This is a genomic window from Gallaecimonas zhanjiangensis (assembly GCF_057624825.1).
Genome location: NZ_CM172603.1, coordinates 2,259,532 through 2,273,541 on the forward strand (window position 1 = coordinate 2,259,532; position 14,010 = coordinate 2,273,541).

At 60.0% G+C, this 14,010-nt stretch carries 10 protein-coding genes; 1 reads left to right on the top strand and 9 read right to left on the bottom strand.

The genetic code is table 11. From position 1 onward, the window contains the following. The first annotated feature begins 140 nt into the window (after positions 1-140). The gene (locus AC22G1_RS10835) at positions 141-1,211 is read left to right on the top strand and encodes a Glu/Leu/Phe/Val dehydrogenase dimerization domain-containing protein (protein WP_487313395.1); all 1,071 of its coding nucleotides are present in this window, start codon (positions 141-143) and stop codon (positions 1,209-1,211) included. 71 nt (positions 1,212-1,282) lie between these two features. Here the strand turns inward: AC22G1_RS10835 and ilvC are convergent, their stop codons facing one another. From ilvC to AC22G1_RS10880, 9 genes are all read right to left on the bottom strand, one after another. After that, positions 1,283-2,719 (bottom strand): ketol-acid reductoisomerase, encoded by a 1,437-nt coding sequence (ilvC, locus tag AC22G1_RS10840; RefSeq protein WP_050660648.1) that lies wholly within the window; start codon positions 2,717-2,719, stop codon positions 1,283-1,285. Between the two features lie 14 nt (positions 2,720-2,733). Next, positions 2,734-4,236 carry a threonine ammonia-lyase, biosynthetic gene (gene ilvA / locus AC22G1_RS10845; RefSeq protein WP_487313396.1) on the bottom strand — a complete coding sequence of 501 codons (1,503 nt, stop codon included), beginning with the start codon at positions 4,234-4,236 and terminating at the stop codon, positions 2,734-2,736. Beyond that, on the bottom strand, positions 4,230-6,056 hold the full coding sequence (ilvD, locus tag AC22G1_RS10850) for a dihydroxy-acid dehydratase (protein ID WP_417358324.1): 1,827 nt from the start codon (positions 6,054-6,056) through the stop codon (positions 4,230-4,232). The genes ilvA and ilvD overlap by 7 nt, the downstream gene beginning before the upstream one ends. Then, positions 6,043-6,978: a branched-chain amino acid transaminase gene (locus AC22G1_RS10855; RefSeq protein ID WP_487313397.1), complete on the bottom strand. Its 936-nt coding sequence runs from the start codon at positions 6,976-6,978 to the stop codon at positions 6,043-6,045. The genes ilvD and AC22G1_RS10855 overlap by 14 nt, the downstream gene beginning before the upstream one ends. After that, positions 6,975-7,193 carry an ACT domain-containing protein gene (locus AC22G1_RS10860; RefSeq protein WP_487313398.1) on the bottom strand — a complete coding sequence of 73 codons (219 nt, stop codon included), beginning with the start codon at positions 7,191-7,193 and terminating at the stop codon, positions 6,975-6,977. Before AC22G1_RS10860 ends, AC22G1_RS10855 begins: the two co-directional genes overlap by 4 nt. A 3-nt stretch (positions 7,194-7,196) precedes the next feature. Further along, positions 7,197-8,837, bottom strand: a complete 1,641-nt coding sequence (gene ilvG / locus AC22G1_RS10865; RefSeq protein ID WP_487316714.1) for an acetolactate synthase 2 catalytic subunit — start codon at positions 8,835-8,837, stop codon at positions 7,197-7,199. A 351-nt stretch (positions 8,838-9,188) separates the two neighbouring features. Next, positions 9,189-9,545 (bottom strand): hypothetical protein, encoded by a 357-nt coding sequence (locus tag AC22G1_RS10870; protein WP_487313399.1) that lies wholly within the window; start codon positions 9,543-9,545, stop codon positions 9,189-9,191. Beyond that, complete coding sequence (gene ydiJ / locus AC22G1_RS10875) at positions 9,542-12,541, bottom strand: D-2-hydroxyglutarate dehydrogenase YdiJ (RefSeq protein WP_487313400.1); 3,000 nt, start codon at positions 12,539-12,541, stop codon at positions 9,542-9,544. The genes AC22G1_RS10870 and ydiJ overlap by 4 nt, the downstream gene beginning before the upstream one ends. Positions 12,542-12,609: 68 nt before the next feature. After that, on the bottom strand, positions 12,610-13,887 hold the full coding sequence (locus AC22G1_RS10880; protein WP_487313401.1) for a dicarboxylate/amino acid:cation symporter: 1,278 nt from the start codon (positions 13,885-13,887) through the stop codon (positions 12,610-12,612). Positions 13,888-14,010 lie beyond the last annotated feature (123 nt).

Genomic DNA, 14,010 nt, shown 5'->3' on the forward strand with positions numbered 1-14,010 from the left:
TGTCCATATTTCTTTACTGGTTGGATCAGCCCCTGTACCCTTCTGGCCGTCTGGAAAGGATGGCGATAACTCTCTAACATGTGCGCCGTCACGAGCACCTTTATTTTACGTTTACGGAAACGTAAACTTACCCGTAAACAATGGTGCAACCCTTACCTATAACGGAGAACAACGACGTGGCTGTATTCAATCACACAGCGTTCGACGGTCATGAAGAAGTGGTCTTCTGTCATGATGTTGAAACCGGACTCAAGGCAATCATCGCCATCCATAACACTAACTGCGGCCCTGCCGTCGGTGGTTGCCGGATGTGGAACTACGCATCTGACGATGAAGCCCTGACCGATGTCCTGCGTTTGTCCCGTGGCATGACCTACAAAAACGCCATGGCAGGTCTGCCCTTTGGTGGCGGTAAGTCCGTGATCATCGGCGATGCCAAAACCATGAAATCCGAAGCCCTGTTCCGCGCCTTCGGCCGTTTCCTCAACACCCTGGGTGGCCGCTACGTGACCGCCGAGGACGTGGGTACCTCCACCACCGACATCGCTCATATCAACAAAGAAACCGACTTTGTTGCCGGCCGCGAAGGCCTGTCTGGCGATCCGTCCCCCTTTACCGCCCTTGGCACCTACCTGGGTATCAAGGCCGCCGTGAAACACCAGCGTGGCAGCGACAGCCTCGAAGGCCTGAAAGTGTCAGTTCAAGGTCTGGGCTCTGTTGGCTATTACCTGTGCGAGCACCTGGCCCGCGCCGGCGCCAAGCTGTTTGTTACCGACATCAACGAAGCGGCGCTGAAAAAAGCAGAAGCCGAACTGGGCGCCACCATCGTTGGCCTGGACGAGATTTACGACTTGGACGTCGACATCTACGCCCCCTGTGCTCTGGGTGCCACCGTCAACGACAACACCGTTGATCGCATCAAGGCCACCATCATTGCCGGTTGTGCCAACAACCAGCTGGCCGAAGCGCGTCACGATCAGTTGCTGCGCGACAAGGGCATCCTCTATGCCCCTGACTACGTCATCAATGCCGGCGGCATCATCAACGTGTCCTTCGAGAAGGACTACGACAAGGCCAAGGCCACTGCCAAGGTTGAAGAAATTTACGCCACCCTGCTGGATATCTTCGGCCGCGCCGATGCCCAGCAAAAGCCGACCGGCATCATCGCCGACCAAATGGCCCGCGAAATCATCGCTCGCGGCGGCAAATAAGCCTCGCCACCGGCACAAAAAAAGGCCCCGAAAGGGGCCTTTGGCATTTAAGGGTCCTTGCCTTTATCGCCTCAACGTTCGCGCATGTAGGCGCGCAGGGAAGCCCCGACGGCTTCGATGGGATGATTCTGGTTCTGCTCGTCCACCAGGGACAAAGTGGCGTCGTCCACGGCGTCAAACTGGCCGCCTTCACCCAATTCCTTGAGATCCCAGCCAGCCATCACGTCTTTGACAATGCCGGTGGCAACGTTGGAGAACAGGTAGTTACCGTATTCGGCGGTGTCGCTGATGACCACGTTCATCTCGTGCAGGCGGCGACGAGCCAGGGTGTTGGCAATGAGCGGCAGCTCGTGCAGTGACTCGTAGTAAGCAGAAGCAGGGCTGATACCGGCTTCCACCATCACTTCAAAGGCCAGCTCAACACCGGCGGCGAACAGCGCAACCAAGCCGGTGGCACGGTCAAAGTCCAGCTCGAAATGGCTGCTGGGCGGCGCTTGCTCGAAGCCGGTTTCGGCGGTGTTCTGGCGCCAGGTCAGCAAGTCGATATCGTCCTTGGCCCAGTCGGCCATCATACCCTCGGCAAACTGGCCGCCGATGATGTCGTCCATGTGTTTTTCAAACAAGGGGCGGAAGGCGGCTTTGAGTTTGTCGGCTTCGCGGCGAGCATGGACACGCTCGGCCGGGCTCAGCTTGGAAAACGCCAGGCGCACGCCACCGGCCTTCATGCTCTCGGACACCTGTTCGATACCGAACTGGTAGAAAGACGCCGCTTGGGCCGCCGGGACATTCAACTCAACCAAGCGCTCAAAGCCGGCTACGCACACCGCTTGCGGCAGGCCGCACAGCACGGTTTGCTCGCCCATCAGGTCAGATTTGACTTCCGCTTCAAAGCTCGACAGCAGCACACCGGCGTGGTGGCCACCTGTACCGGCGCACCAGGCTTTGGCCCAAGCCAGGCCCAGCCCTTGCGGGTCTTGGTGGACGGCGATAAGGGTTGGCACACCAAAGCCGCGCAGGTATTCAGCGCGCACTTCGGTGCCGGGGCACTTGGGCGCCACCATGATAACGGTAATGTCGTCACGAATTTCGCGCTGGGCTTCAATCACATCAAAGCCGTGGGAATAGCCCAGGAAGGCGCCTTGTTTCATCAGCGGCATGATGCCGTTAACCACCGGGCCGTGTTGCTTATCGGGGGTGAGGTTCATCACCAGATCGGCATTGGGCACCAGCTCTTCAAACGAACCGACATGAAAGCCGTTGTCCTTGGCGCGCTGATAGGAGGCGTTTTTGCTGTCGATGGACGACTGACGCAAGGCGTAAGCCACGTTCAGGCCGCTGTCGCGCAGGTTAAGGCCCTGGTTCAGACCCTGGGCACCGCAGCCCAGAATAACGATCTGCTTACCCTTAAGCACCTCAACGCCGTCACTGAAGGCGCTTTTGGGCACCGGGTGACATTGGCGCAAGGCCTGCAGTTGGGTACGCAGGGGCTTTTGGTGAAATGCGGTCATGGGTTCTTGCTCCTTCAACATAAAAATCGGCTGTAAGCGGGATTATCGTCTTCGGCCCGGTACGGGTACCCGATGGAATCGAGGTGCCGGGTCAAGCTGTCGTTTTCGGCGTCGGCAAAGGCAGCCAGTACCCGGCCGACGTCGGCGCCATGATGGCGATAGTGAAAAAGAGAAATATCAAACTGGCTGCCAAGGTTCTCAAGGAACGCCAGCAGCGCTTTGGGGTGTTCGGGAAACGCAAAGCTGTATAGGCGCTCAGAGCGGTGCACCGGCGGGCGGCCGCCCACCATGTAACGTACGTGCAGCTTGGCAAGCTCGTTGTCGGACAAGTCCAACACGTCAAAGCCGCTTTGCTCCAAGTCCGCCACCAGGGCGGTGCGTTCGTGGATACCGCCGGTACGCACACTCACCAGAATTTGCGCCTCGGCGGTGTCGCGGTAGCGGTAGCTGAACTCGGTTACCGCCCTGCCCTTTAAGGTGCGGCACAGCGCCAAAAAGCTGCCGGGCCGCTCGGGGATGGTTACCGCCAATACCGCTTCGGTGCCTTCGCCCAGATCGCAGCGCTCAGACACCTGGCGTAGCAGGTGAAAGTTGAGGTTGGCGCCAGACAGCACCGCCCCCACCTGCCCCTTGAACTCGGGGTGCTGTTCGCACCAGGCTTTAAGCCCGGCCAGGGACAGGGCGCCGGCCGGTTCGGCCACGGCGCGAACGTCTTCAAAGATGTCTTTGATGGCAGCGCAGATGGCATCGTTACTGACGGTGATGGCCTCGTCCACAAACTGGTTCATCACCCGAAAGGTTTCGCTGCCGATGCGTCTAACGGCGACGCCGTCGGCAAAGGTGCCCACTTCGTCCAGAGTGACGGGGGCGCCCGCTTCAAAAGCGGCCTTGAAACAAGCGGCGTCATCGGGTTCGACGGCCACCACGCGAATTTCAGGCTTGAGCTGCTTGATAACCGCCGCCACACCGGCAGCCAGGCCGCCGCCGCCAACGGGCAGGAACAGCACATCGAGTTTTGGCAGCTCCTTGATAAGCTCAAGGCCCAGGGTGCCCTGGCCGGCAATGACCTTTTCGTCATCAAAGGGCGCCACAAAAGCAAAACCCTGTTGGCTGCTTAAGGTCTGGGCATGGTCCTTGGCGGCATCGAAGTTATCGCCAAACAGCACCACCTCGGCGCCCAAGGCTTTAACGGCTTCGACCTTGATGGACGGCGCCTGGGTAGGCATCACAATAATGGCTTTAAACCCCAGGGCACGTGCCGACAGCGCGACCCCCTGGGCATGGTTACCGGCGGAAGCCGCCACTACCCCGGGGCAATCGGAGGGCAGGCTGGCGATTTTGTGGTAGGCACCACGCAACTTGAAGCTGTGTACAGGTTGCAGGTCTTCGCGCTTGAGCCAGACATCCTGGCCCAGGCGTTCGGACAATCTGGCCAGCCGGTTGACCGGGGTGGCTTTGGCCACCTCATACACCGGCGAGCACAGGGCTTCGCGCAGGTAACCGTAGCCGTCTAGCATGGCGCCCCCGACAGGATGTCTTTGTCGCGCACGCCGCCCTTGTCAGCCGAAGTGGCCAGCAGGGAGTAGGTGCGCAGCCAAGCGGTGATCTGCCGCTGGCGCGGGCCAGGCCGGTAGGTGGCGGTTTTCGCGCGCTCGGCCAGCGCCTCGTCGGTCAGTTTTACCGACAACTCACGGGTGGGAATGTCGATAACGATGGTATCGCCCTCTTCCACCAGCGCCAGCGGGCCCTTGGCGGCCGCTTCCGGCGCCATGTGGCCGATGGACAGCCCCGAGGTGCCGCCGGAGAAACGGCCGTCGGTGATAAGGGCACAGTCTTTATCAAGGCCCATGGATTTCAAATAGCTGGTGGGGTACAGCATTTCCTGCATGCCCGGGCCGCCACGGGGGCCTTCATAACGAATGACCACCACATCGCCCGCTTTTATCTTGCCGGCCAGAATGGCTTCAACGGCGCTGTCTTGGCTGTCAAAAACCCGGGCTGGGCCTTCAAAGTGCAGCTGCTCGTCGGAAACGCCGGCGGTTTTCACCACCGCGCCATTGGGGGCCAGGTTGCCGCGCAGCACCGCTAGACCGCCGTCTTGGCGGTAAGCGCCTTCGACGCTTCGGATACAACCGTTGTCTCTGTCCAGGTCCAGGGTGGGCCAGTAACTGTTCTGGGAAAACGCGGTACTGGAGGGGATCCCACCCGGACCGGCCAGATAGAACTCGGCTTGCTTGGCGGTTTCAAAGGCCGCCAGGGTGTCTTTTAAGGTTTCGCCGCGCACGTTGGGGGTGCTGGTGTCCAGCAGGCCGCCTTTGGCCAGCTCGCCCAGGATGCCCATCACGCCGCCGGCGCGGTGTACATCTTCCATATGATATTTGTTGGTGGCCGGGGCCACTTTGCACAGCTGCGGTACCTTCTTGGACAGGGCGTCGATCTCGGTCAGGCCAAAATCCACCTCCCCTTCCTGGGCGGCAGCCAGCAGGTGCAGGATGGTGTTGGTAGAGCCGCCCATGGCGATGTCCATGGCCATGGCGTTCATAAAGCTGGGGCGGCTGGCGATGGTGCGCGGCAGGGCCCGCTCGTCACCTTTGTCGTACCAGGCTTCCACCAATTCCATGATGCGTTTACCCGCTTCCAAAAACAGGCCTTCACGCTTCTTGTGGGTGGCCAGCATCGAGCCGTTACCGGGCAGGGCCAGGCCCAGAGCCTCGGTCAGGCAGTTCATGGAGTTAGCGGTGAACATACCCGAGCAGGCGCCGCAGGTGGGGCAAGCGGATTTTTCCACCTGCTCGACATCAGCGTCAGACACATTGGGGTCAGCCGCTTTGACCATGGCATCCACCAAATCCAGCTTGATGATCTGGTCCGACAGCTTGGTCTTGCCAGCTTCCATGGGGCCGCCGGAGACAAAGATGGTGGGAATGTTCAGCCGCAGCGCGGCGTTTAACATACCGGGGGTGATTTTGTCGCAGTTGGAGATGCACACCAGGGCGTCGGCGCAGTGGGCGTTGACCATGGTTTCCACCGCATCGGCGATGAGTTCGCGGGACGGCAGCGAATAGAGCATGCCGTCGTGGCCCATGGCGATGCCGTCGTCCACGGCGATGGTATTAAATTCGCGCGGGGTGCCGCCCGCTTCGCGCACGGCGCCTGCTACCAAGTCGCCCAGGTCTTTTAAATGCACATGCCCGGGCACGAACTGGGTGTAAGAGTTGGCAATGGCGATGATGGGCTTTTTCAGGTCGCCATCACCCAAACCGGTGGCCCGCCACAGGGCACGGGCGCCGGCGTTGCGGCGGCCCTTTAAGGTGGTGTCACTTCTACGCTGCGGCATCTTTGGTCTCCACGCTGTCCAACCAGCCCCATTTGTCTTCGGTTTCGCCGTTAAAAAGGCCAAAGAAGCGTTTTTGCATCAGCTCGGTTACCGGGCCACGCTTGCCGTCGCCTACCGGGCAGCGGTCGATGGAGCGCACCGGGGTAACTTCGGCGGCGGTGCCGGTAAAGAAGATTTCGTCAGCCACGTACAGAGCCTCACGGGCGATGGCCCCTTCCACCACTTCAATGCCTTCGGCGCGGGCCAGGGTGACGATGGTGTCGCGGGTGATCCCCGGCAAAATCGAAGCGGTAGCCGGCGGGGTGTACAGCACGCCGTTTTTCACCAGGAAGATGTTCTCCCCTGCCCCTTCAGAAACCTGGCCACGGGCATCCAGGCCAATGCCTTCGTGAAAGCCGTTACGGCGCGCTTCGGTGGCAATCAGCAGGGAAGACAAATAGTTACCGGCCGCTTTGGCACCGGTGGGGAAAGTATTGGGGGCCGCGCGGTTCCAGGAGGACACGCAGGCGTCTACCCCTTCTTCCAGGGCGCTTGCCCCCAGGTAGCGGCCCCAGGCAAAGGCGGCAACCAGTACCGACATGTCCATGTGCTGGGGCACCACGCCCATGCCCACCTCGCCCATGTAGGCCAAGGGGCGGATGTAGGCGCTGCGCAGGTTATTGGCGTTCAGTACCTGGCGGGTGGCCGCCATCAGCTCGTCCACGGTATAGGGGATGGTGAAGCGGTAAATCTTGGCCGAGTCCTTGAGGCGCTGCATGTGGTCGCGATGGCGAAACACCACGGGGCCGGTGGGCGTGTCGTAAGCGCGAACGCCCTCAAAGAAGGCCGTGCCATAGTGCATGCTATGGCTCATGGGATGGACCTGGGCGTCGTTCCAGGGGGCCAGGTGCCCGTCCATCCATATAAAATCCGCGCGGTTCATACTGCTTCCTCCGAAAGGGATACCACGTCAGCCAGCTTCTCCAGCTGCCGGGTTAAATGAGTCAAGGGATGTTCGTGTGTCACACTCAGGCGCACGCCTTCTGGCTGCCATTGCACCTGGGTTAATTCAAAGCCGCGGTGGCGAACCAGGCGCAGCAGGCGCTCCAGGGCAGCGGGCGCGGGGCGTAAGGTGATGTACAACGTGCTCTGGGTCACCGCTTAAGCCTCCATCATTTGGTGATTGCCCTTGCCGGGGGGAACCAGCGGCCACACCCCCAGTTCGCTGGGAATGGCCACATGCAGGAAGTAACTGCCTTTGGCGGCCAGGAAACGGTCCAACGCCGCATCCACTTGGTCCGGGTGGCTCAAGCGCTCGCCTTGGATACCAAAGGCGCTGGCGATGGTCAGAAAATCGGGGTTGTCGGACAGATCCACTTCGCTGTGGCGCCCTTCAAAGAACAGGGTTTGCCACTGGCGCACCATGCCCAGACGCTGGTTGTCCAGCAGCAGAATTTTCACCGACAGGTTCATACGCTTGATGGTGGCCAGCTCTTGGATGTTCATCATGATGGAGCCGTCACCTGTTACCAGGATGGTCTCGGTATCGGGGCAAGCCAGCTTGGCACCGATGGCGCACGGCAGGCCAAAGCCCATGGTGCCCAGGCCGCCGGATGAGATATGGCGGGTGGGATGGTCAAACTGCATGTGCTGCGCCACCCACATTTGGTGCTGGCCTACGTCGCAGCAGACCCGCGCTTCGCGGCCGGCCTTTTGGGACAGCTCGCTCAGCAGCCAAGGCGCATGAATGTGGTCCGGCGCGCGCGGGGCGGTGAAAGAATGTTCGGCCTTGTAGGTGGCGCAGTGGGCCTGCCAGTCAGGGCTGGTTTGCACCCGGGCCAGGTGTTTTAAGGCTTCTTTGGCGTCCATGGCCAGGGGCACGTCGGCATGGCGGCGCTTACCCATTTCGGCGGCGTCGATGTCCACATGGATGACCCGGGCGTTGGGGGCAAACTCGTCCAGCTTGCCGGTCACCCTGTCATCGAAACGGGCACCGATCACCACTAGCAGATCGGACTCCTGCACCGCCATGTTGGCGCCGCGGCTGCCGTGCATGCCCAGCATGCCCAAGTTGAAGGCGTAATCCAGGCCGCCAGTGCCCAGGCCTTTTAAGGTTTCCACACAAGGCATGCCGGTGGCCAGCAGGTACTCACGCATCTCCTCCACCGCGCCGCTCATGCCAACCCCGCCGCCGATGTAGGCGATGGGCTTTTGGGCAGTGCGCAGCAGGGTTTCGGCTCGGTTCAGGGCAGCAAAGTCAACCTGGGTGGCCTTGGTAGCGGCCTTGGTTTTGGCCTGGCGGCTGATGGCGGCTTGCTGCACGTCTTTGGGGATGTCTACCAGTACCGGGCCGGGCTTGCCACTTTGGGCCAGGGCGAACGCCTCTTCGATGATACGGGGCAAGTCTTCAGGGTCTTCCACCAGATAGCTGTGTTTGGTGCAGGCCAGGGACAGGCCCAGCACGTCGATTTCCTGGAAGGCATCGGTGCCCATGGCGGCGCGGGCCACCTGGCCGGTGATAGCCACCAGGGGGATAGAGTCCATCATGGCGTCGGCCAGACCGGTGATGAGGTTGGTGGCGCCAGGGCCGGAGGTGGCCATCACCACACCCACGCTATTGGTAGCACGGGCGTAACCGATGGCGGCGATGGCAGCACCCTGTTCATGGCGGCACAACACGTGGTTCAGCTCAGCTTCGTACAAAGCGTCGTAGATGGGCATGATGGCGCCGCCGGGATACCCAAACAGGGTATGGACGCCGTGTTCCTGCAGGCATTCAACCAGGGCTTGCGCCCCTGTGATGCTTTCAACTATCGGTCTGGCTTGGTTCATGACTGTGTTTTCCTTGGCCCTTATACGAAAAAACCCCCGGGCTTCTCAGCGCGGGGGTTTTTAGAATCTTGCTTTCGTTAGCGTTTACACAAAAGCACCCCGCGCGGTTGGCGAATAATCACCACCACGAGCACGAGTACGAGGAGAATGGCTTTTTGTGTAAAGGTGTTCACAGTTAGGCTCTGCTTGAACGTTGCTAAAGTGCTAATAGAACTAGCATGGGCAGACAAATTGGCACAAGGCTTTTTTTGAAGTTTTTTTAACTCTTTAAAATCAACACCTTGAAAGATGGCCGTCCAGCCATCTTCTTTGGAGTTAACGTCAGAGTAAGGCACCTTTCAGGGTGTTGCGATCCTTTTCAGACAACTGGCCGGACTTCAGCAGCAGCTTGAAGGGGGCGGTTTTGAGCAGATAACCGCCATGGACTTTAACAAGATGTTGCCTTGGCACCATCAGCGACAGGGTGTCAAATTGCAGAATAAGGGTGTCACCGGCCACCTTTACTCCGCGAAGCTCACCCAGTTGCCGGCCCCCTCTTACCGCCAGTAACCACTCAAAAAGCACCGCCAGGAACACAAATCCCAGCAAGATGGCGGTAGGCCAATGCCAGCCGGTGTCCATTTCCCGGTTAAGGCCGGCCAGTACCAGCAGGTAAAGCATCCATCTGAGCCATCTCATCGGCATTGCTCCAGCAGCCACTGAATGGGGTGTAGCGGCTTGGCGCCATCGAGCCTTGCCACCTGGCAGCGGCAGGAGTAGCCGGTGGCCAGCACCGTATCGGCTTTGGCCACGGCGCTGCGCCAAGACAGCTCATAGATCCCCTTGGAGTTGCTTAGGTTGGCCGCTTCATGGCCGTAGGTGCCGGCCATGCCGCAGCAACCAACGTTGGCCACCGCCAGCTGGTGCCCGGCCTTGGCAAAAATGCGTTGCCAGCTTTGCTCGCTGGTAGGGAGCGCCGTTTTCTCGGTGCAGTGGGCAAAAAGGGTGGCATTGCCCTGCCCTTGAATCGCCGAAAAGGCGCTATCTGGCAGCGCGCTTAACCACTCCTGGGCCAACAGCACCTGGAAGTTACCGCGCTTATCACCCAAGGCCTTTTGGTATTCGTCCCGGTAGCAAAGCACCAAGGAGGGGTCGACCCCCACCAGCGGCGCACCCAGCGCGTCAAGTTCATTGAAAAACGCGGCGGCGTTGGCGGCGGTTTTGGCAAAGCGGGCCATAAAGCCTTTAACATGCTCGGGCTTGCCATTGGGCTTAAAGGGCACCAGCTTGGGCACAAAACCGAGTTTCTCGATAAAGCGCACCAGGTCCGCTACCACCTTGGCGTCATAGAAGCTGGTGAAAGGGTCTTGCACCACCAGCACCAGGCGCTCGCGCTCGGGGTGCGCTTTTAGGTCTGTAAGGTTCCAGTTCAGGGCGTCGTGGCCGTCGAGCTGGCTGGCCAGGGTGGGCACCGACAACAGTGGCGTATCCACCATGCCGGTGGTTTTCTTTAATAGCCCCTGCACCCAGCTTTGGCCCAGCAGGCCATTAACCAGTTTGGGAAAACGCGCCATCAGCGGCGTGCTCTGCTCCACATTGGCCACTAGGTGGTCCTTTAGCGGCCGCAGGTAGCGCTGGTGGTAGAGGTCTAAAAAGCGGGAGCGAAAGCTCGGCACATCCACCTTGATGGGGCATTGGCTGGAGCAGGCCTTGCAGGCAAGGCACCCGTCCATCGCTTCTTTGACTTCTTGGGTGAAATCGTACTCGCCGCTGAAGGTGTTACGCAGGCGGTTGAAAAACGGCAGCTTTTTACCGCTTTTTTGTTCGAGATCCGGGTCTACGCCTTTCTCGGCCAAAAGCCGCAGCCATTCGCGCATCAGCCCAGCGCGCCCCTTAGGAGAATGGCGCCGGTCACCGCTGATGCGATAGCTGGGGCACATGGGGGTGGTGGCGTCATAGTTAAAGCAAAGGCCGTTGCCGTTACAGGTCATGGCGCCGCCAAAGCTGTCGCGCACCGAAATCGGAATTTGCCGGTCCTGGGCGCCGCGCTTGGGCCCGTCCACCGACACCAACTGATGGCCCTCTTCCAGCGGAATACAGACTTTACCGGGGTTCATGCGGTTGTGGGGGTCAAACTGGCTTTTCACCCAGCGAAGGTCGTCCCACAGCTCACCAAAGAAGGTGGGGCCGTATTCTGAGCGAAAGCCCTTGCCGTGCTCGCCCCACATCAGGCCGCCGTATTTAGCCACCAAAGCCACTACCTCGTCGGAAATGTCGCGCATCAGCTTTTCTTGCGCCGGATCGATAAGATCCAGCGCCGGGCGCACATGCAGCACCCCGGCATCCACATGGCCAAACATGCCGTAGTAAAGGCCCTTGCTGTCCAGCAGCGCCCGAAACTCGAGGATAAAATCCGCCAGGTTCTGGGGCGGTACCGCGGTGTCTTCGGCAAAGGGCTGGGGCTTGGCGCGGCCCGGGGTGTTACCCAGCAGCCCCACCGACTTTTTACGCATGGCGTAGATGCGGTTTATCTCGCCCAAGTCCTGGGTGAGCTGGTAGCCGATAATGCCGCTGTCGGTGCCGACGGCGGCGTCCAGCTTGGCGCAGATGGCAGCGACTTTGGCCTCTTGGGAGGCCTGGTCGGTGTCGTTGAACTCAACGATGTTGATGCCTTGCATGTCAGCGCCGGGCACGTCGCTGATAAGATCTTTGACCTGATGCCAGATGATGTCCTCGCGGGCTAGGTTCAGCACCTTTGAGTCCATGGTCTCCACCGAGGTGGCCTTGGCTTCAATCATCAGCGGCGCGCTTCGAAGGGCCTTTTCAAAGCTGTCGTACTTGACGTTGATAAGGGTCTTGTAAGGCGCGATGGCGTTAACGTGCAGCTTGGCTTCGGTCACGAACACCAAGGAGCCTTCGGCGCCACAGATAAGGCGGCCGAGGTCGAAATGGGCCATCTGTTCGTCAAAGACATGTTCAAGGTCGTAACCGGTCAAAAAGCGGTTAAGGCGCGGGAAGGTGCTAAGGATAAGCGCGCGTTTAGCTGCCATGCGCTCGGCGATGGCGCGGCTAAGCTGCCCTTGCTTGCCTTGCAGCTCGCTAAGCTCCGCCACCGGCACCTGGCCGGTGCTGAGCTCATCGCCGTCTATGGTTACCGCTTTGATGGCCAGCACATGGTCAGAGGTTTTGCCGTACACCAAGGAGCCTTGGCCCGAGGCATCGGTGCTTATCATGCCGCCGATGGTGGCGCGGTTGGAGGTGGATAAATCCGGCGCGAAGAAAAAGCCGTGAGGGCGCAAAAAGGCGTTGAGCTCGTCTTTGATGACCCCGGCTTGCACCTTGACCCAGCCCTCTTCGGCGTTGAAGTCGATAATGCCGCGCATATGCCGGGACAAATCCACCACCAGGCCGGTATTGAGGCTCTGGCCGTTGGTGCCGGTGCCGCCGCCCCTGGCGGCAAACACCACCTCGGGGTGCTGGCGGGCGATACGGGCCAAAAGCACCACGTCGCTGTGGTCTTTGGGCAGCAGCACCGCCTGGGGCAGCAACTGATACACCGAGTTGTCGGTTGCCACCGCCAGGCGCTCACTGTAGCGCTTCTCGATTTCCCCTTTAAAACCAGCATTGGCCAGGGCTTCAAGGTAGGCCTGATAAGGCGCTGACAAGGACGGGACGGCGTCGATTCTCGGGATCATAGTGCTGCTGTCATAGGTAGTTTTGGGCCAGTATATCAAAGAAAACCCCGGCCAAGCCGGGGTCTTTTTTATCCTTCCACCAAGATGTTATCGGTGCTTTTCAAGGCGTTGTGGCAGATAGAACCCTCGGTTTTTGCCACCAGAGTCGACACCGCCGTGTCCCCCACCACGTTGGTGGCGGTGACAAAAGCATCGCAGATCCGGTCGGTGGCCAGGATGATGGCCATGGCTTCCATGGGTAGCCCCAGTTGGTGCAGCAATACCCCGGTCATCACCGCCGCGCCTCCCGGCACCCCGCCGGTCGCGATGGCCAGCATAAAGGTGGTGGTCGCCAGGGCCACCATCTGGCTGGCATCCAAACCGGCGCCATAGGCATTGGCCACAAAGATGGTGGCCACCGTCATATAGATGGCAGAGCCTGACATGTTCATGGTGGCGCCAAGGGGCACACCGAAACCGGCCACCGTCTTATCTACCCCCAGTTTTTCAGTCAGGGTCTTGAAGGTCACCGGGATGGTGGCATTAGAGCTGGCAGTAGAGAGCGAGAAGAAAATCTGCTCGCGCAACTTAGCCAGATACAGCCAGGGGCTGATGCCGGTAAACAGGCTCACCACCATGGGGTAGAACACCAGCATCCACAGCAGCATGATGGCGATATTGCTGCCCACGTAAGAGCCAACAGCTGCGATAGAGCGGGTATCGAGGGTGGCGGCAAGGCCGGTGGTTAAAAACAACACCCCCAATGGCGCCAGGGACATCACCATCACCACCAGTTTCATCATCACGTTATTGGCGATGGCAAAACCCCGGGCCGCTGCGCGCGACTCCTCCCCGCCCAGGCCCTTGATGGCAATGCCGGTGATGATGGCCATAAACAGGATTTGCAGCATGTTGCCGTCTACAAAGGCCTTGAAGGGGTTGGACGGCACCACCGAGGCCACCAGTTGCAACAGCGACGGCGGCTCGGTGAGGCTGGGAGTAAAAGGCTGCCCATTAAGGGTAAGGCCTGCGCCCTCCCCCGGCGCCAACCACAGGGCCAGGGTCAGCGCCACAGCGATGGCCAGCACGGTATTTACCAGATACAACAAAAAGGTCTTGGTGCCCAAGCGGCCGAACTGGCCGAGGTTTTCCAGCGAACAGACGCCGTTGACGATAGAGATAAACACCAGCGGCACCACCATCAACTTGATAAGGGACACAAACAGGCCGCCGGCCGTCCCGAACAGGTCGTGGATAAGGGTCTGGTGGATAAAATCGACATCCGCGAAGAACACGCGACTGAGGGTTCCGAGTATCAGCCCCGCTGCAAGGGCGATAAAGATCCGGGTGGTCAGGGAGGACTGCATAAGCTCACCTTGTTTTTTGGTTATGTTTTTTAGTCGCCCGGGACTATACCCAAAGCGCGCAAAACAAGCCCGTGATCGGCTTCACGTCTTATTGCGTCCTTGCTGCCAGTTGGCGACAATCAA

Coding starts and splice junctions, on each gene's coding strand:
- AC22G1_RS10835 (WP_487313395.1), top strand. CDS start 141: ATGGTGCAACCCTTACCTATAACGGAGAACAACGACGTGGCTGTATTC.
- ilvC (WP_050660648.1), bottom strand. CDS start 2,719: ATGACCGCATTTCACCAAAAGCCCCTGCGTACCCAACTGCAGGCCTTG.
- ilvA (WP_487313396.1), bottom strand. CDS start 4,236: ATGCTAGACGGCTACGGTTACCTGCGCGAAGCCCTGTGCTCGCCGGTG.
- ilvD (WP_417358324.1), bottom strand. CDS start 6,056: ATGCCGCAGCGTAGAAGTGACACCACCTTAAAGGGCCGCCGCAACGCC.
- AC22G1_RS10855 (WP_487313397.1), bottom strand. CDS start 6,978: ATGAACCGCGCGGATTTTATATGGATGGACGGGCACCTGGCCCCCTGG.
- AC22G1_RS10870 (WP_487313399.1), bottom strand. CDS start 9,545: ATGAGATGGCTCAGATGGATGCTTTACCTGCTGGTACTGGCCGGCCTT.
- ydiJ (WP_487313400.1), bottom strand. CDS start 12,541: ATGATCCCGAGAATCGACGCCGTCCCGTCCTTGTCAGCGCCTTATCAG.
- AC22G1_RS10880 (WP_487313401.1), bottom strand. CDS start 13,887: ATGCAGTCCTCCCTGACCACCCGGATCTTTATCGCCCTTGCAGCGGGG.